Raw genomic sequence first — 18,698 nt, 5'->3', positions numbered from 1 at the left:
GGGCGACCCGCCGTCATGGCGAGTCGCCCCTCCCTCTATGGTTAAGCCGCGAACCTCAGAGGAGGTTCAGGCGGGGCGAGATTAGAAGTTGCCCAGCATCTTGGTGACGTCCAGAGCCGCATCCAGCTGCTCCTCAGTCACTTCGCCGCGCTCCACATAACCCAGAGCCACAACTGCCTCACGGACAGTCACCTTGTGAGCCACCGAGTACTTAGCGATCTTCGCAGCAGCCTCGTAACCAATCAGCTTGTTCAGCGGGGTCACGGTCGACGGCGAAGCCTCAGCCAGGAAGCGGCAACGGTCAACGTTAGCGGTCAGACCGTCAATCATCTTCTCAGCCGAAACGCGAGAAACGTTAGCGAGCAGGCGGATCGACTGCAGCAGGTTAGCAGCCATCACCGGGATACCCACGTTCAGCTCAAACGCGCCGTTAGTGGAAGACAGAGCAATGGTTGCGTCGTTACCGATAACCTGAGCGGCAACCATGATGGTAGCCTCACAAATCACGGGGTTGACCTTACCGGGCATAATCGAGGAGCCGGGCTGCAGATCGGGGATGTGCAGCTCGCCCAGGCCGGTGTTCGGGCCCGAACCCATCCAGCGGATGTCGTTGCTGATCTTCATCAGGCCGTACGCCAGGGTGCGCAGCTGACCGGAAACCTCAATCAGGCCGTCACGGTTAGCCTGAGCCTCGAAGTGGTTACGAGCCTCGGTCAGGGGCAGACCGGTCTCCTCAGCGAGCAGCTCAATCACGCGAGCGGAGAAGCCGTCCGGGGTGTTAATACCGGTACCCACAGCGGTACCGCCCAGGGGAACCTCAGCCACGCGGGGCAGGGAGGCGTTCACACGCTCAATGCCGTAACGCACGGTTGCGGCGTAGCCGGAGAACTCCTGGCCCAGGGTGATGGGGGTTGCGTCCATCAGGTGGGTGCGGCCCGACTTCACAACGTCCTTGAACTCTGCAGACTTGCGCTCCAGGGACTCAGCGAGCACCTCGAGAGCGGGAATCAGGTCCTTCACCAGAGCCTCGGTCACAGCAACGTGCACGGAGGTGGGGAAGACGTCGTTGGAGGACTGGGAAGCGTTCACGTGGTCATTGGGGTGAACCTCAATGCCCTTGGACTCCAGGGAACGGGTTGCCAGGGTTGCCAGAACCTCGTTCGTGTTCATGTTCGAGGAGGTACCGGAACCGGTCTGGAAGACGTCAATGGGGAAGTGGGCGTCGTACTTACCGGTTGCTACCAGATCCGCTGCGTCGCGGATAGCCTGGGCGCGCTCAGCGTCGAGCACCTTGAGTTCCTCATTGGCGGTCGCGGCTGCCTTCTTCACGAGGGCAAGCGCACGAATATGGGCGGATTCGAGGGTCTGACCCGAAATCGGGAAGTTCTCGACTGCGCGCTGGGTCTGTGCACGGTAGAGTGCATCAGCCGGAACGCGAACTTCGCCCATGGTGTCATGTTCAATGCGGTATTCAATGTTTTCAGCCATATCTCTAGGATAGGCGTTCAAAGTGGCTTACGTCGCCTCGAAAAGGTGTCAAAAGAGGAAAAACGCTCATAAATTTTGCGGCGTGAGAAGGCGTGTAAAAACCCCGCCCCGGTAGATGTGCGAACACGCTACCGTGGCGGGGGTATCCCATAGAAAAATCTGTTGTTAAGTGCGAGCATGTGGGTTCTCGCGCTAAGGCTCGTAATGAGCGGAGAAGAAGAAACCTAGGCCAGGTTCTCCGCAACCACAACGCGCGGGGGAGTCTTCACGACCACCGGAAGCGCCTGAGTCGGCGGGTTCTGCGCGTCGTTCTTCTCCTCCGGCAGGGTCAGGTCCTGCGAGCTGAACACCAGCTCCGCCTTACCCTCCTTCAGATGGTAGAAGACACCAATCACGGCGACCTTGCCCTCAACCACCGCATCCGAAATGATGTGGGACTGCTCAATAATTCGGATGGCGGTCTGGCGGGTGTGCTCACGCACCATGTCGTTGACGACCGGGTTCTCCGGCAGCTTCGGAGACATCACCGAAGGCAGGATGTGCTGCACCAGGTTACGGATGAAGCCGTGCGGCATCTCACCGGACTCCAGGGACTTGCTGGCCGCAGTCACAGCACCGCAGGAGTCGTGACCGAGAACCATCACGATAGGGGTCTTAAACTCCTCAACCGCGTACTCCAGCGAGCCGAGCGCGGCATTCTCCAGGACGTGGCCGGCGGTACGCACCACGAACGCGTCGCCCAGGCCCAGATCAAAAATAATCTCTGCCGCGAGGCGAGAGTCACCGCAACCGAAAATCGAGGCGAACGGGAACTGCCCCGATGCCAGGTCGGTACGGCGAATCGTGTCCTGGTTGGGGTGCTCATTGCTACCCTCAACAAAACGGCGGTTACCGTCCTTCAGATGCTTCCATGCTTCTGCGGGAGTCGGTTGGATGCCAGCCATGTGATGCTCCTTAGCGGACAAATACAGATAACGCGTGCCGTCGGAGCCAGCGAATCTGCGAACGGGTATGTGGGGCTTCAGGCGCTCGCGCTGAAGCTGAGTTTCTCGCCGGGAGCCTCCCGGAGAAAGAACCTACCTCAAATATGCCTTAAATATGCGAAAAATAGCTAGTTTGGCGCGCCTTCACAACACCCAAAATCAGTGCCTCAGAGCGTATGAAGCGCCGAAGAGAGACGCAGCCCTCACAGATTTGCCACATCTGCTCACCTTAAAGTCAACACGCACGCAAACTCGTTCAGAACAAGAAAAACGAAGCGCCCGCGCGCTATCCTGAAAGGAGCACTACTGCGTCGGCGACTTCGTGCTGGAAAGAACCAGCCAGCCGACGGTGTATTCAGAAATCTCGAAGGTGAGTCTATGACTACGAACAACAACCACGGCGATCGCAACCTCGCAATGGAACTGGTCCGCGCGACTGAAGCTGCAGCAATTGCTGCAGGCCCCTGGGTCGGCGCAGGCGAAAAGAACCTCGCAGATGGTGCAGCCGTAGACGCAATGCGTTACCGCCTCTCCACCGTCAACTTCAACGGCACCGTCGTCATCGGTGAAGGCGAGAAGGACAAGGCTCCCATGCTGTACAACGGCGAGAACGTCGGCGACGGCTCCGGTCCCTCCCTCGACGTGGCGGTTGACCCCATCGACGGTACCCGCCTGACCGCACTCGGCATGGACAACGCCCTCTCCGTGATTGCTGTGGCAGACGGCGGCACCATGTTCGACCCCTCCGCAGTGTTCTACATGGAGAAGCTGGTCACCGGCCCCGAAGCCGCAGAGTTCGTGGACCTGCGCCTGCCCGTTAAGCAGAACCTGCACCTGGTCGCTAAGGCTAAGGGCAAGAAGGTCAGCGAGCTGACCGTCTGCGTGCTGGACCGCCCCCGTCACGCCAAGCTGATTCAGGAGATTCGCGAGGCAGGCGCCCGTACCCGCATCATCCTCGACGGTGACGTCGCCGGCGCTATCGCAGCCTGCCGCGAAAACACCGGCGTGGACCTCATGCTCGGCACCGGCGGCACCCCCGAAGGCGTTGTCGCAGCGTGCGCTATCAAGGCAACCGGTGGCGTCATCCAGGGCCGCCTGGCACCGACCGACGAGGCAGAACGCGAAAAGGCACTGGAAGCCGGCCACGACCTCGACCGCGTGCTGACCACCAACGACCTGGTCACCAGCGACAACTGCTTCTTCGCCGCAACCGGTATCACCGACGGCAAGCTGCTGCGCGGCGTTCGCTACAGCAAGAACGTTGTGACCACCCAGTCGCTGGTTATGCGTTCCTCCTCGGGCACCGTGCGTACCGTTGAGGCAGAGCACCGCCTCTCCCGCCTGCGCGAGATCCTCTCGCACACCAAGAGCCCCGAAGAACAGTAATCTTCGAAGCGCAGTAATCCTCGAAGAGCAGTAATCTTCGCCCCCGCAAGGGCTGAGGAGCCGCGCTAAGACTCCTCAAACATTGCACATACATACACAGGGAGCCGCCCCCCACCGAAGAACTCGGTGAGGGCGGCTCCCTCGTATATTTAGCTTTTAGTTCTCAGGATACGCCCCAGTAGCGGTGCGCCTGAACCCGTTAGCGAGAGCGGAAAGACTGAACCTTCGCCTTGGCCTTAGATACCGCATCGCGAACCGCCGGACGAGCCTTGTACGCCAGCGTGTAGGCACGGTAACCTAACGAAGTTACCGGAACATCCCAGGTACCCGGGTACTCCACCGACTCGCCGCCGAAGGACTTCTTGAACTTGGTGAAACCAGCCCACTCGTGATCCGGCTGATCCTCCGGCGCAATACCGAAGAGGTCAACGTACTTCAGACCCTTGCGCTTAGCGTCCAGGATAAAGTTCGTCACCACCGGAATACCCGCGGACAGGCGACGATGCTCAAAAGAAGCCGCCGCATGCGCGTAGGTGCGGGTGTCATCCGAATCGTACACAAACGCCGCCGCAATCGGGGTGCTCTCACCGTTTTCATCGGTCAGCTTCGCAATGTACAGGGACGCCGCACCGGCGGGCATCAGCACGCGAGCAACCTGCATCAGGTACTCATCCTGCTGACGGTTAAAACCGTTACGGTCTGCGGTCTCATCCAAGAACGCGAACAGAATCGACAAATCCTCAGGGTTCGTCGACACCTCAATGGTCACGCCCTTCTTGTGGATATTGCGGTGCAGGTTGCGGTTATTGGACTTCATACCCTTGAGGATCTCGTCCTCAGAGCCCGAAAGATCAATAATCTGAGTGTGCGAAGGCTGCACCTGGCGAGGAGCCAGAACCGCACCGCGACGAGCCAAGAAAGCAGCCGCATCCTGATCGCCCCAAATAGCGGATTCAGTCGGCTCAATGCGCACAAACAGGCAACGATGCTTCGCAGCTTCTTCCTTCAACGACGTGAGAGCCTCATCAAAAGCCACAGCGCTGGAGGCGACCGGTCCGTACGGGCTGTACAGGTAGCGGCCGGTAGCGCCGCCCTCAACAGTCGCAAGGTACGACCAGCCGTTACCGCTCTTACGGATCACGGTGTGACCATTAGATTCCTGAAAACGTGCCCAAATATCGGACTGAAGAATATTGCTCATTCTTCTAGTGTATCCGAGCTTAGGGAACGTAAGCCTGGGGCTCCGAGGAAGCTTCGGGTGCAGGAGTGGGGCGGGGTGCGGAGGAGCTCTCCTCCGCCTCGCGCTCGGCAGCTGCCTTTGCCTTCGCCTCGGCAACGCGGGTGCGCAGAGCTGCTCCCTTGTCCATTGCGGTCTGGCGCAGATCCTGAGAGAACTGACGCAAATCAGCGTGAACCTGCTGAGCAAACGCATCGGTGCCCGAACCCAGAATACGCAGAGCCAGCAGACCCGCATTGCGAGCACCGTTAATGGAGACGGTAGCTACCGGAACACCGGCGGGCATCTGAACAATCGACAGCAGCGAATCCATGCCCTCGAGGTTCTTCAGACGCACCGGAACACCAATCACCGGCAGCGCGGTGACGGAGGCGAGCATACCGGGCAGATGAGCGGCGCCGCCGGCACCGGCAATAATCACGCGAATACCGCGGCTGTGAGCCTTCTTGCCGTACTCAATCATGTCCTCGGGCATGCGGTGTGCAGAAACAACATCAGCCTCGTAAGGGATGCCGAACTCGTCCAGAACCTCGGCGGCGGCCTCCATGACCGACCAATCCGAATCCGAACCCATCACAATGCCAACAATGGGCTGGGAAGAATTATAGGGAGACTGAGACATAATCCTCATATCCTTTCAGGATGCGGTGGCGAACCACCATCAATAGGGTGCGTCGGATACGCAGGATACTCTCACCCCACGCACCGGCTAAAAATAGGGCTACAGGGGGCGGCCGTCACGCAAAATGGAGGCGGCATTCGCGGCGCTATGACGCAGCGCCTCAAGCTCAGCCACCGTGCCAGAAATATTCACGTGACCGATCTTGCGGCCCGGACGGGTTTCCTTGCCGTAGAAGTGGATCTTTGCGCGCGGTTCAGCCGAAAGCGCCAGCGGGTAGACACCGAAAATGTCTTCGTTCTCGCCGCCCAGATAGTTCTTCATCACGGCAACACCCTCCAACACGGAAGTGTCACCCAACGGCAGATCCAGCACAGCACGCAGGTGCTGCTCAAACTGGCTGGTCACCGAGCCGTCCTGAGTCCAGTGGCCGGTGTTGTGCGGGCGCATCGCCAGCTCATTGATGTAGAAGCCTGCGGGGGAGCCGGGAACCTCGAAAAGCTCAGCCGCCATTACACCGGTCACGCCCAGCTCGGAGGCAATGGTCACCGCAGCGGCTGCGGCAGCCTCAGCGATCTCGGGGTCCAGGTCCTGTGCGGGTGCAATGACCTCATCACAGATGGAGTTCACCTGGATGGTCTCAACGACCGGCCAGGGGCGCACTTCGCCGCTTTCACGGCGAGCCACTAGAGCGGAGAGTTCACGGGTAAAAGGAACCTTCTCCTCGGCAAGTAGGGCGGAGAAATCAGTGCGGGAAGGCAACTGCTCGAACCATGCAGCACTGCGCTCGCGAGCCTCCTCGGGGGAATCCAGAACGAGTACGCCCTTGCCGTCGTAGCCGCCGCGCGGGGTCTTCAGAACCACGGGCCAGCCGATCTCATCACCAAAAGCAAGCAGCTCGTCCAGGGTAGAAACCTTAGCCCAGCGGGGGTTCGGCAGGCCCAGACGCTCAATAGCGGCGCGCATCAGGAGCTTATCCTGCGCGTACTGGAGAGCTTCGGGACGGGGTTGTACATTCACACCCTCCGCCATGAGGGTGCGCAGAAATTCGGTGGGCACATGCTCATGGTCGAAAGTGATGACATCCTTGCCGCGAGCAAATTCGCGGAGGGTGTCCAGATCTTTGTAGTCCCCGACGGGGGCGGTACGTACCGCTGCCACGGCGCCAACGGTGGGCGCCTCCGCGAGAATCTGCAGGTTCAGGCCAAGGTTAGTTGCTACGGGAGCCATCATGCGGGCCAGTTGGCCTCCGCCGATGACGCCAATTACGGGTCCAGTCACAGGGTAAGTCACATCACCTAAGTGTACCGGGTTCGGAGGGCCTGTGGGAGCAAGACCACATTAAGGTCACAGAATGGGTTTAACTGGGCGGTAGAGCCCAATATTTGGGCGTAAAAGCCGGAAGAAATCGTAAAAACCTGCCTTCTGCCCAGTCAACGTGAGATGAAAGGGAATGTCTCGTTAGCTGGGAGGTCTGTGGAAAAACTCTCAAAGGTACAAACAACCAACCGGGACTGTAATAACATATAAGAGCTTGTAAAAGAGGCTGACGCACTCCATAGTGGCGGCATGAATGACACCCACCGTAACAGTGCCAGCTCTTTCCCCTGAACTCCTCTAGATAGGCCCCGCATGAGCGCACAGACTAAACCGACCATGACCGAACGCCTGAAATCCCTCTGGGACAGCTACGGTATTGAGGTGCTCAAATTCGGTACCGTGGGCGGTGCCGCCTTCATCGTCAACTCTGTAACGGTGTGGGTGCTGATGATGACCATCATGTCGGAGTCCCACACCAAGGCGAAGGTCGTTGCAAGTATTGTCGCAACCATCTTCTCTTGGCTCATGAACCGCCTGTGGACCTTCCGCGACTCCCGCTCCGAAAACTGGAAGCGTGAAGCGGTCGAATTCGGACTGGTCAACCTGCTCGGTATTCTCGTCGAAGCAGGCTGTGTGGCATTCAGTACCTACGTGCTGAACCTGCGCACCCCCGAGGCATCCTTCATCTCCGGTACGATTATCGGTACCATTCTGGGCACCATTCTTCGCTACTTCCTCTACCGCTTCTGGGTGTACGGTTCGCACCGCCAGAAGGTTGAAGAGGGCGAAGGCACCGACCACGAGGAGCTCGGCCGCATGTTTGATGAAGCCGCCGCCATTCTTGATGGCGAAGAACCTGCAGCACGTAAGGCAACCTCTGAAGCAACTGCACCTGAGGCACAGTCGAAGCCGGGCTCGCAGAACTCCTAAGCTCCTCGGGTTGAGCTCCTCTGACCGTAGAAGCAGCTTAGTTAGAACGTGGTATAACGATTCATCCCCCGACACGAACGGTGTCGGGGGATGAATCGTTTAAAGACCTATATGTTTGTTCGCGCTCCGTGTGATTGGTAGCCTTCCACGCGATTTTTCAGGCAACAGGAGAGGGGCGCTATGCGCGGGAAATCTCCACCGCACGCTCGGCAACCATCAAAGACGCCAGCTGCCCATTCTGCCAGTTGACGCTCGGGTCAGCCACAAACACCGCATGGCCCGAGACCAAAATAGCTAGCACCTCCAGCAGGGCGCTCAGGGTCGCCTCCGAGGCATCAAAACCGTAGTCGGGGCTCAACTCCAAAGCGAGCGCACGCTGCCCCGAAGGTAGCGTATAGCCCGCCGTACGATATGCCTGTGCCTGCGTGAGAGCCTGCTCGTAGGCTTCCGCATAGCTGAAACCCTCAATGATTTCTGCTGAATCATCGGGAAGCAGACCCGAGTACTGGTCGCCAAAGCTACGCACCAGAGCGCAGTAATCGAGCACCTCCTCGGCGTGCGGAGCCAGCGACTGCAGATCGCCGGTGTAGGAAAGCGCCAGCGGTGCACGGTCAACCGCCAGAAGGTACGCGGGGTTATTCGTATAGCCCGCCTCCTGCTCGGTGCAGACCGCGGCAACCAGCGGCTCATCCTGATCGAGGAGAGCGCCCACGCGCAGTGCCGCCAGTCCCAGAACAATAGTGCGCCAGTGCAGAGGTGCTTGGAGGTCAAAACCCTCGCCGGACTCCAGCTCGCATTCTTCAACCAGCAGGTTTGCGCTCTTATCAATCCAGTTCATGAGAACCCTGCCGGAGAGCTCAATGCGCTCGCCTGCCGCCGAATACCAGATGAGGGCGGGGGTCTGCTGGCTGCTGAGCTTCTCAAAGAAACGGTTCAGAGTTGTAGGCACGGATGCGCCGGTGGGGGAGAGAGTAACCATGGGTTTCACTCTACCGCACGGTTCAGAAGGAATGGAGGCACGGGGACAGGTTCGGGGGGTCTGCGGGGGAGGTGATGCGGTTCTATGAGGGAGTAGAGCGTCGGTCACCGGGCTAGAAAGTACAGGGGTAAAGTAAAAACTTCTAATGGGGCTTAAAAAAACCTAATGATGAAAAACCTTTGCACTAACGAAGGTCCTGTTTTGAAATACAGCATATATATAAATTGTAAATATAAATGTTTCGCAATAAGCGCGGAAAATATGCAAGGCATGGACGCCAAAAAGATAAACTTTTCTTTTCGAATTTCCTGAAAATTTCTGGTAGCGGGGGTTTGGCAGACCCCTGCTGAGCTGACTTCCCTTATATTTGCAGTCAAGATGCAGAATTTACCGGCGATGGAAACTAGCCCTGAAAAGGGGAAACTTGAGACCGGCTCAAGATGTGATACAGGGCAAGTGAGGGGAGGAAAAATATATAAAGGTCAAAATCACATTAAATATGACGCTTGTAACACATACATCTAAACATTGATTAAGTCTAGTTTGACGAAACGGCGTGTCGCACGTCTAATAGATGTATAACTGCGTTTGCTCCGGAAGGGACCGTAGAGGCCAGAGCAAACCGCTCCACACCATACACACGAAGATTCCGTCCACGACGGATCCGCAGACTCATTAAGTTCACAATGAGAACACGGAAGGAAAACCCATGGGCTCCTACATTGCATCCGACCGCTCTGTCGCGGCCGCGCGCGCATCAGGCGCTCAGCACCGTAGCATGAATCCCACTCAATCTCTCGAAAAAGTCGCCGACGTCTTTCTCTCAGAAGCAGAACGAGCCAAGCGGCTCAACCCCCCTCTCTGCACTGACATCTGGACCGCAGCGGCAGGACTCTACGGAACCGAAGGCGAAGACGGAGAACTCGCCTGGCAAGCTGAAGCACTCTGCGCCCAGACCGACCCCGAAGCCTTCTTCCCCGAGAAGGGCGGCTCCACCCGAGACGCCAAAAGGGTATGCGGTGTATGCCCCGTGCGCGAAGAATGTCTACAATATGCAATGGACAATGACGAGCGCTTCGGAATCTGGGGCGGGCTGTCAGAACGTGAACGCCGCCGACTGCGCAAGCAGGCGAGCTAAGCCAGGAAGGTACCATCTACATGCAGACCGCACGACTGTGCTCCCGCCAAACCTGCCAGCGAGAGGCGACTGTTACTCTCCATTACTCCTACGCAGACTCCACGGCACTTATCGATGCACTCTCTGAATTCCGCGAACCCCACGCCTACGACCTCTGCGACGAACACGCCGCACGGCTGACGGCACCCCAGGGTTGGCGAGTGGTCTACAAGGTACCCGTTCAGGACACCACCGAATCTTAGAATTCAAAACCAAGAATTAAACACCCGAATGCAAAGAACCTTCCGCGAATTCATGCGGAAGGTTCTTTGCGTATGAGAAACTGGCAGATAGTACAGACACCCGCAACTCACTCAAACACCGATCACTCGAAAAGAACGCGAGATCCATGACCAAAGAAACACACCGAGGAATGTGGGGCGCACTGCGCCCGGCCATCCGCCGCACCAGTGCCGAAGAACTACTCCACGCCCGCCGCACCGAAACTAAAACCAGCGAACCGGCACCGCACACCGGCGCCTTCGGACGCATCGCAGCAGACGTACCCACCGTCGCCGAAGAACCCGACCTGCCCACCGGGAACGTACCCGTCGTCCCCGCACGCAGCAAACTACGCGAACAGGGAGTCGGCACCCGCGTACGCACCCGCACCAACGTCTCCACCGGCTTCGTGCCCCTCGTACGCGACTCGCAGAGCACCCCCAAAAACCCGACGCTCAGCGACCTCAACCGCGAAACCATGCAGAGGGCAGCCGAAGCAGCTGCAGTAGCTGAAGCCGAAAATGCGACCGAAGTGGAAACCGTCGCTACCGCGGAGGCGGCAAGCGCCTCCACCGCGGGACGCAAGTACCGCACCGAAACCACCCGCACCGGTCACACCCACGCGGTCGCGGACCCCAACGCACCGCTGTCTTCCCTGGCAACCTCGCCCGAAGCTGCAGAACGCGCCGCAGCCCGCGAAGACGCTGTGGAAGACACCCCGCGCTTCCTCAAGCTCCGCGCAACCCTTATTGCGCTCACCGTACCGCTGACCGTACTCATGATCGCGATCCGCGCTGTAGCCTCCGCGCCCTTCCTCTGGCTCGAATACCACCGCCCCGGATTCCCCGAAGACAGCTACGGCTACTACCTCGTCGAGAGGATGCGCCTGGGCTCCTACGGCGTGGACTACATCAACAACTTCGCACCGCGCGAATACCTCGCCCGCGTCACCACCGGCGCCGACAACACCCTCGCCTTCACCGAAGCAGAAGTGAACCACATGCACGACGTGAAATGGGTACTGCTCATCGCCACCGTAGCTGTTGCCGCACTCTTCCTGCTGACGCTCTTTAGCAGCATCTCCCTGCGTGAACGCGCCCCCGGAACCATCCGCCGCAGCCTCTTCTGTGGCGCGTGGATTACCCTGGGACTCATCGCGGTGCTCGGCGTTGTGGGCGTCTTCGGTTGGGAATGGCTGTTTACCACCTTCCACCAGGTGTTCTTCCCGCAGGGCAACTGGGAATTCTCCGTACGAAGCTCCCTGATCCGCCTCTACCCGCCGCAATTCTGGATCGACGCGGCAATCGCCGTAGCAGTCCTCGTAGCCGCGCAAATCACGCTCCTGCTCGTGACCACCTGGCCCACCAAATACCGCAAGCTCAAGGCAGAACGCCGCCGCCAGGAACGCCAGGAACTGCGTGTCAAGCTCGCCTCCGCACGAGTCGGCGACAACTAAAAATCATCAGCCACTTCACCGTGCAAACCAGCGCGGAAAGGGCACAACAAAGGGGGCTGGGCTCTACCACACGGTAGAACCCAGCCCCCTTCGCTATACCCAAGCTCGCATTGCTCGCGTCTGAACCCACGTCTAAGACCAGGTCTAAAACCCCAGCCTAAAAACCTGAGCCTAAATCCAGGACTTAAACCACATATGCGAATACCACTGCTCATACGGAATTACCTGAGCAGTCCACAACGGCATAAAGTATGCACTCAACACCAGCACACCCACAAGGTAAATCGCCACCAGCGTCACGCCCAAACGGGCACGCAACACCGAACCGCGAGCACCCGACAGCGCCAGACCCAAAACACCCGCCAACAGCAGAATCAGGAACGGCTCAAAGGACAGAGCGTAGAAGTAGAACATCGTGCGATTCGGGTACATAAACCACGGGAAATAGCCCGCACCGAACACAACCAGCAGCGCACCAAAACGCCAATCACGCTTCAGCACCAAAACCAGAAGCGCCACAATAATCGCCGGAATAAAAGCCCACCAAATCGCCGGGTTGCCGATATTCAAAATAGCCTCGGAACAGGACTTCACGGTACAACCCGAAGAACCCAACTTCGGCGACTCATAGTAGTACGAGGTCGGGCGACCCAAAACCAGCCACTGCCACGCCTGCGAAGAATACGTATGCGGGCTACTCAAACCAGAATGGAACTTAAACGCCGAGACATGGTACTCCCACAAGGAACGCAAATCCTCAGGAAGCCACATGACACCCTTGCCCGGGTTCTCAACCGCCCAGCGGCGGAAATACGCATTCGACGACTGGAACCAGCCCGCCCAAGTGCTCAAATACACCAGCAGACCCACACCAATCATCTGGAAGAATGCGGGGATGCCGTCACGCACCAGTGCCGTCAAACCCCACTTGTTCAGACCCACAATACGGCGAGCATTAATATCCCAGAACACCGTCAGCAGACCCATCGCCGCAATAAAGAACAGCGAATTCCACTTCACACCCACCGCGGCACCGGCACACACACCGGCAGCGAAACGCCACAGGCGCAGACCCATGCTCGGGCCCCACGGCATCGGCGGAAGCACACCGCCATTCTGGCGTGCCGCCTCCGCAATATGGCGCGCCAACACGCGCCGCGCCTGAATACGGTCAAGCACCAGACACGCAAAAGTCGCCAAAATCCAGAACATCTGGAAAATATCCAGCAGAGCCAAACGAGACTCCACCAGCATCAGACCATCCACAGCAGCCAGCAGCGCCGCAATAGTCGCCACCGTCATCGAACGGAACAGCAACCAGCCAACATAGGCAATCAACGCCACCGACAGGGTGCCAATCACCGCAGCAGAAACACGCCAACCAAAGGGATTATTATCACCAAAAATTGCCATGCCCGCGGCAATCATCCACTTACCCAACGGAGGATGCACCACATACTCCGGCGAATCCGTCAACAGACCCGACGGGTGACCCGCCGCAAAGGAAGCATTAGCGTCCTTCGACCAGCTCAACTCATAGCCATAATGCACATACGAGTAGGCGTCCTTGGCGTAGTACGTCTCATCAAAAACAATGGCATTCGGATGCGCCAAATTATAAAAACGCAGAATGCCGGCAACCAGTACAATCAATGCAGGCGCCAACCAACCCCAACGCGGGGCACGAATATAGGCAACAGCGAGCGCATCCAGCAGAGAATCGAGGCCGTAACGACCGCGTTCAGACGAAGAACGGGTCGAATCAGCCGAACCAGCCGGAGCGGCAGATGCGGGGGAAAGTAACTTAGGTATCTTCACCCCATCAATCCTAAAGGGTCAGAACGCACGATGCACCATTTCAGCCCGTGAATGGCTTATATGACGCACCCGGAACCTGGGCCTGACGCAGAGCTCTGACCTGCGCCCCACCCGGCACCGGATTGAGTGCGGGCGTTACACTTAGTGGGTACACGAAGACCAGACACAGACACGAGGCCTGCCATGACCGCACCCGCAGAATACACCGAAGAAACCACCGACCCCTCAGAAACGGTCGAGGCACCCCAGGCTGACACCGCTGATACCGCCGTCACCTCAGAAGAAGGTGGCGTGCTCATCCTCGGCGGCACCCCCATTGGCAACCTCGCTGACGCCTCCGATCGACTGCGCTCAGCCCTCGCCACCGCAGACCTCATCGCCGTTGAAGACACCCGCAAGCTACGCACTCTCGCCTCCGGGCTTGGCGTGCGCACCCGCGGCCGTATCATCGTCAACCACGACCACAACGAAGCCGAACGTAGCGAAACCATCGTGCAGGCGGTACAGGACGGTCAGCGCGTGCTGTTGCTCTCGGATGCGGGCATGCCCACCATCTCCGACCCCGGCTACGTTGCCGCCGCAGCCGTCGCGGAAGCCGACCTGCCCGTCACCGTTGTGCCTGGCCCCTCCGCAGCGTTGACCGCGCTCGCGCTCTCCGGCCTGCCCACCGGACGATTTACCTTTGAGGGTTTCCTCGCCCGCAAGGGCTCCGAGCGTTCGCGCCGCCTCGCCTCGCTGGCGGGGGAGGAACGCACCATGATTTTCTACGAATCTCCGCACCGCACTGCCTCAACCCTGGCAGACTTCGTGCAGACCTTCGGCGCCAACCGCCGCGGAACGGTCAGCCGTGAGCTAACTAAGCTTCACGAAGAGGTTCGACGCGGTACCCTGGCTGAGCTTGCCGAATGGGCTGAGTCTGAACGCGTCCGAGGCGAAATCGTCATTATCGTTGAGGGTGCGCAAGCCCCCGAAACCCCCGAAGCGCAGGACGTAGTGCAGCTGGTCCTCGACCGCGTGGCTGGCGGCGAGCGCCTCAAGAGCGCCTGCGCTGCGGTCGCCGCCGAGACCGGTACCTCCAAGCGTGATTTGTACGAGGCGGCACTGGCTGCCCGCTCCGAATAACCCAGAAACACTCCCCAGCTTTACCCCGCAGTTTTATCCCAAGGATTTATCAATGTGTCAGAGCCATCCCGGTCCTGAAATCACCCAGGAGTACCTGAACTCCCTCGCCGCCCTGGCGAACTACACCCTGCCCACCCCCGCGGCACTCCAGGCAACCGCCCTGCCTAACGGCTGGGAGCCGGTGCCCGGTGAAGTACCCGCACCCTATAAGGCGGAACTCTACACCGGCATCAGCGACGCCGAAGGCGGAGAAGGAACCCGCCGCCGCTCCACCACCGGCGAGAACGGCCGCAGCCGCAATCTGGTCTTCCCGCCCGCCCCCGAACCGCTGCCGTACCCCATCGTGGATAACCACACCCACATGGACCTGCTCGACGGCGAAGTAGAAATCAGCGCCCGCGATGCACTCGATGCCGGTGAGAAGCTCGGCATCGCCGCCATCGTGCAGGTCGGATGCGATATCCCCTCCTCCCTATACGCGGTCGCCGCCGCGCAGGCTGATGAGCGCGTCCTCGCCGCTATTGCGATTCACCCCAACACCGCTCCTGAGCTGGCTGCAGCCGGTCAGCTGGAGGCGGCGCTCGCCACCCTCGACGAGCTCGCCACCGCCGACCGTGTGCGCGCTATTGGCGAGACCGGCCTGGACTATTTCCGCACCGGTGAGGAAGGCAAGGAGGCGCAGCACTACAGCTTCCGCGAGCATATTCGCATTGCGAAGAAGCACAATCTGGCGCTGCAGATTCACGACCGTGACGCGCACGAGGATGTTGTGCGCATCCTGGATGAAGAGGGCGCACCGGAACGTACCGTGTTCCACTGCTACTCGGGTGGTCCGGAGCTTGCCGCGATCTGCAATGAGCGTGGCTGGTACATGAGCTTTGCCGGCACGGTGACTTTCAAGAATTCGAAGGGAATCCAGGAGTCGTTGGCGATGGCTCGCCCGGAGCTGATGCTGGCTGAGACGGATGCACCGTTCTTGACCCCGCATCCGTTCCGCGGCCGCCCGAATGCGTCCTACATGACGAACTACACGGTGCGGTTTATGGCGGCTCATCGCGGTGAGGAGCTGGAGGCGCTCTGCCGCCGTATTCGTGAGAATTCGGAGCGGGTTTACGGTCAGTGGTAGGCGCGTACAGCCTGTAGCGGATAGCTACTCTGGGCAGCCTCATGGGTAATCCGTACGGTACCTGGCTCCTGATTTGCACCGGCTTGTATTTGATTTCTCGTTCGGGTGCTGAGCTGTTGCTTAAGCAGCTTGAGGACAAGGTGCCGGGTACCGTGGCTGATGATTACAAGCTGTACCAGCAGTGGGGTGTGGATGTGCGTTTTGTGCAGCCTGGCCTGTGCGGCTGGGAGGGTAGCAGCGTCATCCTGGAATCTGGTAAGAGCCACCTGGAGATGCTGGCTGAGAATCAGAAAGGTTCGAGCGCCCTGGATCGAGTGCGTATTGCGTTGGCTCCGAAGATGCGTTTGGTGAATGCAAAGAATGCTCTGGACGCCACCATTGATGAGGTGAAGCAGCGTCTGGGCAAGGCGAAATAAGTAAGCCTCTTTGAGAAAGCCTTTCTTCGTCATATATGTATGGCGGGGAGGGGCTTTTTGTAGTTATTTTCAGCTTTAGCGCGTGAGGTATCGTGTAACGTGCGAGACATAACAGGGGGCTGCACGCCAATTGTTGGGTACTATCTTCACATGAGTGATAGGGTATTTTTATACATACAATTCATCACTCACTGACTAGGCATTTTGTTATCGTGCGCGCATATTTTCGGCGTGCTTTGTGTTTGTCGGTGCCAAGTCAATACTCGGCACTCATGCATGGCTTCTGTCGTTTCAGATCAGGACCGTATGGGTGCGCCAAGCAAAGGGAAATTCATGGCAAAAATTCTGAAATACGTTCTGGGACTGGACGGCGCTAACCGGTTTGATTCTTTCTTCTCGGTGGGGGCACCCGCTCAAGGTTTTCAGCGTTATTCTGCGGTGGATAACCGTGATAATCACGTCACTGATGCACAATTCGATAGCAAACTGTTCCTGGCTCGTTACGGTAAAGAGCCGAGGCCTGCCGAAAAGGGTTGCGCTTTGAGCCACTACCACATGTGGAAGGACTTCCTCGCTTCAGATGCCGACTGGGCTTTGCTGGCAGAGGACGATGTTCTCATTTCCCCTGACCTGCAGCCTGTAGTGGAGAGGATTATCGAAAAGTATCCTCACGTGCAGATGGTTAACCTGGGCGATATCTACGCTTCTGAAGCTGGCAAGCTCAACCCGCAGGTTGATTACCCCCGTCTTTCGTTGCTTTCTCCTTTTGTGTACGGCAAGTACCGTATGGGTAGTGCCTATGGTTCAAAGCCTCTGTATGGTGCTGCCTTGTATCTTCTTTCGCGTTCTGGGGCTGAACGACTCGTAGAATGTTATGGCGAGACGGTTCCCGGCGTTGTTGCTGATGATTATTCTCTCTACCGAGAATGGGGAGTAGACGTATATTTGGTGCAGCCCGGCCTGTGCGGCTGGGAAGGCACCAGCCTCATTCAAACTTCTGGCGTTCGTCACTTGGAAAGTCTTAAGAGCACGCAGCATGGCACCGGTTTTATCGACCGGGTGCGCATCGCCCTGGCGCCGAAGAAGCGTATTGTGAACGCGAAGAATATTCTGGATGCCACTCTCGAAGATGTGAAGCAGCGTCTAGGACGATAATCCAGAGACGGTAACCCAGAGACGGATTGGGCTACTACTATCGCATAAAAATGTGAATACGTGGATCTTCTGCCCTGTCATTTATCCCCTCCCTATCGTGTATATGCGGTAGGGAGGGGATTGTTTTTGCTGTGCACCGGTACACGCGTGCCGTACCGCGTTTTAACCTGCGGACACAAGAGATTGGTGCATGGTGAATGATAGAATTTTTTCTACGTTGCACAGTAGTGTGCGTATTTATCACACGCTCAATATTTCAGACTCCCTGCCGTTTACGCACTGATTTTTAAGATTGATGAACCCCTCTGTTGTGCAGGTGGTCTGAAGTTCTGAAAACTCATCATTAACCGACGCGATCTTCTACTGCTTAGGTCTTCTGGATGAGCTATTGAAGGGAAAAACATGGCAAAGATTCTGAAGTATGTTCTGGGCCTGGATGGCGCGAACCGTTTTGACTCGTTCTATTCGGTGGGCGCACCCGCGCAGGATTTTGTCCGTTATTCTGCGGTGGATAACCGCGATAATCACGTCACTGATGAAGAATTTGACGTTGAGTTTTTCCGTAGCCGCTGGCATCGCGACCCGAGCCCCGCGGAGAAGGGTTGCATGCTTAGCCACGTGAAGATGTGGCGTGACTTTGTTGCGAGCGACGCCGACTGGGCACTGATTGCTGAAGACGACATTCTTCTTTCTCCGGATGCTGAGGCGGTGGTGAACGCAATCATCACGAAGTACCCGCAGGTGCAGCTGGTGAACCTCAGCGATTCTTTTGCGAATGATGCCGGCAAGCTGAACCCGCAGGTGGAATACATCCGCCTGTCTCTGCTGTCTCCTTTTGTACACGGTAAGTACCGTATGGGTAAGCCGTACGGTACTTGGCCCCTGATTTGCACCGGTCTGTACCTGATTTCCCGTTCGGGTGCTGAGCTGTTGCTCAAGCAATTTGAGGATAAGGTACCGGGCACCGTAGCTGATGATTACAAGCTGTACCAGCAGTGGGGTGTGGATGTGCGTTTTGTGCAGCCTGGCCTGTGCGGCTGGGAAGGCAGCAGCGTCATTTTGGAATCCGGTAAGCGTCATCTGGATAAGGTGAATAGCCTCCAGCACGGTACTGGTCCGCTGGATCGACTGCGCATTGCTTTGGCTCCGAAGAAGCGTATTACAAACGCTAAGAACGCTCTGGAAGCCACTCTTGATGAGGTAAAGCAGCGTTTCTCGCGGTAACCTAAACTGTAACCTCCCCACCATCCACCTATGTGAAGGA

General features: G+C 58.1%; 17 protein-coding genes. 10 read left to right on the top strand and 7 right to left on the bottom strand.

Annotated elements, in window-relative coordinates:
• Positions 1 to 81 precede the first annotated feature (81 nt).
• Both HMPREF2980_RS08770 and HMPREF2980_RS08765 read right to left on the bottom strand, forming a co-directional pair.
• Complete coding sequence (locus tag HMPREF2980_RS08770; protein ID WP_005508937.1) at positions 82 to 1,488, bottom strand: class II fumarate hydratase; 1,407 nt, start codon at positions 1,486 to 1,488, stop codon at positions 82 to 84.
• A gap of 224 nt (positions 1,489 to 1,712) precedes the next feature.
• Positions 1,713 to 2,432 carry a carbonic anhydrase gene (locus HMPREF2980_RS08765; protein ID WP_070691469.1) on the bottom strand — a complete coding sequence of 240 codons (720 nt, stop codon included), beginning with the start codon at positions 2,430 to 2,432 and terminating at the stop codon, positions 1,713 to 1,715.
• A 417-nt stretch (positions 2,433 to 2,849) separates the two neighbouring features.
• On the opposite strand from HMPREF2980_RS08765, the gene glpX reads away from it, so the two are divergent.
• Positions 2,850 to 3,857, top strand: a complete 1,008-nt coding sequence (gene glpX, locus HMPREF2980_RS08760; RefSeq protein ID WP_049327916.1) for a class II fructose-bisphosphatase — start codon at positions 2,850 to 2,852, stop codon at positions 3,855 to 3,857.
• Between the two features lie 199 nt (positions 3,858 to 4,056).
• Here glpX and HMPREF2980_RS08755 read toward each other — a convergent pair whose 3' ends face one another.
• From HMPREF2980_RS08755 to HMPREF2980_RS08745, 3 genes are all read right to left on the bottom strand, one after another.
• Positions 4,057 to 5,058 carry a lipid II:glycine glycyltransferase FemX gene (locus tag HMPREF2980_RS08755; RefSeq protein WP_005506872.1) on the bottom strand — a complete coding sequence of 334 codons (1,002 nt, stop codon included), beginning with the start codon at positions 5,056 to 5,058 and terminating at the stop codon, positions 4,057 to 4,059.
• Positions 5,059 to 5,077: 19 nt separating this feature from the next.
• The gene (gene purE, locus HMPREF2980_RS08750; protein WP_070691467.1) at positions 5,078 to 5,716 is read right to left on the bottom strand and encodes a 5-(carboxyamino)imidazole ribonucleotide mutase; all 639 of its coding nucleotides are present in this window, start codon (positions 5,714 to 5,716) and stop codon (positions 5,078 to 5,080) included.
• A 99-nt stretch (positions 5,717 to 5,815) separates the two neighbouring features.
• On the bottom strand, positions 5,816 to 7,006 hold the full coding sequence (locus tag HMPREF2980_RS08745; RefSeq protein ID WP_070691464.1) for a 5-(carboxyamino)imidazole ribonucleotide synthase: 1,191 nt from the start codon (positions 7,004 to 7,006) through the stop codon (positions 5,816 to 5,818).
• A 339-nt stretch (positions 7,007 to 7,345) separates the two neighbouring features.
• On the opposite strand from HMPREF2980_RS08745, the gene HMPREF2980_RS08740 reads away from it, so the two are divergent.
• On the top strand, positions 7,346 to 7,963 hold the full coding sequence (locus HMPREF2980_RS08740) for a GtrA family protein (protein WP_049350052.1): 618 nt from the start codon (positions 7,346 to 7,348) through the stop codon (positions 7,961 to 7,963).
• 178 nt (positions 7,964 to 8,141) lie between these two features.
• Here HMPREF2980_RS08740 and HMPREF2980_RS08735 read toward each other — a convergent pair whose 3' ends face one another.
• Positions 8,142 to 8,942: a TIGR03089 family protein gene (locus tag HMPREF2980_RS08735; protein WP_070691461.1), complete on the bottom strand. Its 801-nt coding sequence runs from the start codon at positions 8,940 to 8,942 to the stop codon at positions 8,142 to 8,144.
• A 709-nt stretch (positions 8,943 to 9,651) separates the two neighbouring features.
• Here HMPREF2980_RS08735 and HMPREF2980_RS08730 point away from each other — a divergent pair.
• The 3 genes from HMPREF2980_RS08730 to HMPREF2980_RS08720 all read left to right on the top strand — a co-directional run bounded on the left by HMPREF2980_RS08730 (position 9,652) and on the right by HMPREF2980_RS08720 (position 11,797).
• The gene (locus HMPREF2980_RS08730) at positions 9,652 to 10,080 is read left to right on the top strand and encodes a WhiB family transcriptional regulator (protein ID WP_070688351.1); all 429 of its coding nucleotides are present in this window, start codon (positions 9,652 to 9,654) and stop codon (positions 10,078 to 10,080) included.
• A gap of 20 nt (positions 10,081 to 10,100) precedes the next feature.
• Positions 10,101 to 10,322: a DUF3499 family protein gene (locus HMPREF2980_RS08725; protein WP_049341550.1), complete on the top strand. Its 222-nt coding sequence runs from the start codon at positions 10,101 to 10,103 to the stop codon at positions 10,320 to 10,322.
• A gap of 146 nt (positions 10,323 to 10,468) precedes the next feature.
• On the top strand, positions 10,469 to 11,797 hold the full coding sequence (locus HMPREF2980_RS08720) for a DUF1461 domain-containing protein (RefSeq protein WP_049341552.1): 1,329 nt from the start codon (positions 10,469 to 10,471) through the stop codon (positions 11,795 to 11,797).
• A 171-nt stretch (positions 11,798 to 11,968) separates the two neighbouring features.
• Here the strand turns inward: HMPREF2980_RS08720 and HMPREF2980_RS08715 are convergent, their stop codons facing one another.
• Positions 11,969 to 13,615: a dolichyl-phosphate-mannose--protein mannosyltransferase gene (locus HMPREF2980_RS08715; RefSeq protein ID WP_070688350.1), complete on the bottom strand. Its 1,647-nt coding sequence runs from the start codon at positions 13,613 to 13,615 to the stop codon at positions 11,969 to 11,971.
• A 183-nt stretch (positions 13,616 to 13,798) separates the two neighbouring features.
• Between HMPREF2980_RS08715 and rsmI the strand changes: the two genes are divergently transcribed.
• The 5 genes from rsmI to HMPREF2980_RS08690 all read left to right on the top strand — a co-directional run bounded on the left by rsmI (position 13,799) and on the right by HMPREF2980_RS08690 (position 18,658).
• Entirely contained in the window at positions 13,799 to 14,737 is a 939-nt protein-coding gene (gene rsmI / locus HMPREF2980_RS08710; RefSeq protein WP_070691457.1) for a 16S rRNA (cytidine(1402)-2'-O)-methyltransferase, read from the top strand.
• 52 nt (positions 14,738 to 14,789) lie between these two features.
• Positions 14,790 to 15,863, top strand: a complete 1,074-nt coding sequence (locus tag HMPREF2980_RS08705; protein WP_070691455.1) for a TatD family hydrolase — start codon at positions 14,790 to 14,792, stop codon at positions 15,861 to 15,863.
• Positions 15,864 to 15,904: 41 nt separating this feature from the next.
• Positions 15,905 to 16,279, top strand: coding sequence for a hypothetical protein (locus tag HMPREF2980_RS08700; RefSeq protein WP_049338733.1), 375 nt, complete (start codon positions 15,905 to 15,907; stop codon positions 16,277 to 16,279).
• 333 nt (positions 16,280 to 16,612) lie between these two features.
• Positions 16,613 to 17,434, top strand: coding sequence for a glycosyltransferase family 25 protein (locus tag HMPREF2980_RS08695; protein ID WP_070691452.1), 822 nt, complete (start codon positions 16,613 to 16,615; stop codon positions 17,432 to 17,434).
• 402 nt (positions 17,435 to 17,836) lie between these two features.
• Positions 17,837 to 18,658, top strand: a complete 822-nt coding sequence (locus HMPREF2980_RS08690) for a glycosyltransferase family 25 protein (protein WP_070691449.1) — start codon at positions 17,837 to 17,839, stop codon at positions 18,656 to 18,658.
• Positions 18,659 to 18,698: the final 40 nt, after the last annotated feature.

It is taken from the genome of Rothia sp. HMSC076D04, from assembly GCF_001814645.1.
Classification (GTDB): domain Bacteria; phylum Actinomycetota; class Actinomycetes; order Actinomycetales; family Micrococcaceae; genus Rothia; species Rothia mucilaginosa.
The sequence above is the reverse complement of the archived record's forward strand: the minus strand, read 5'-3'. Positions and strand labels throughout refer to the sequence as shown.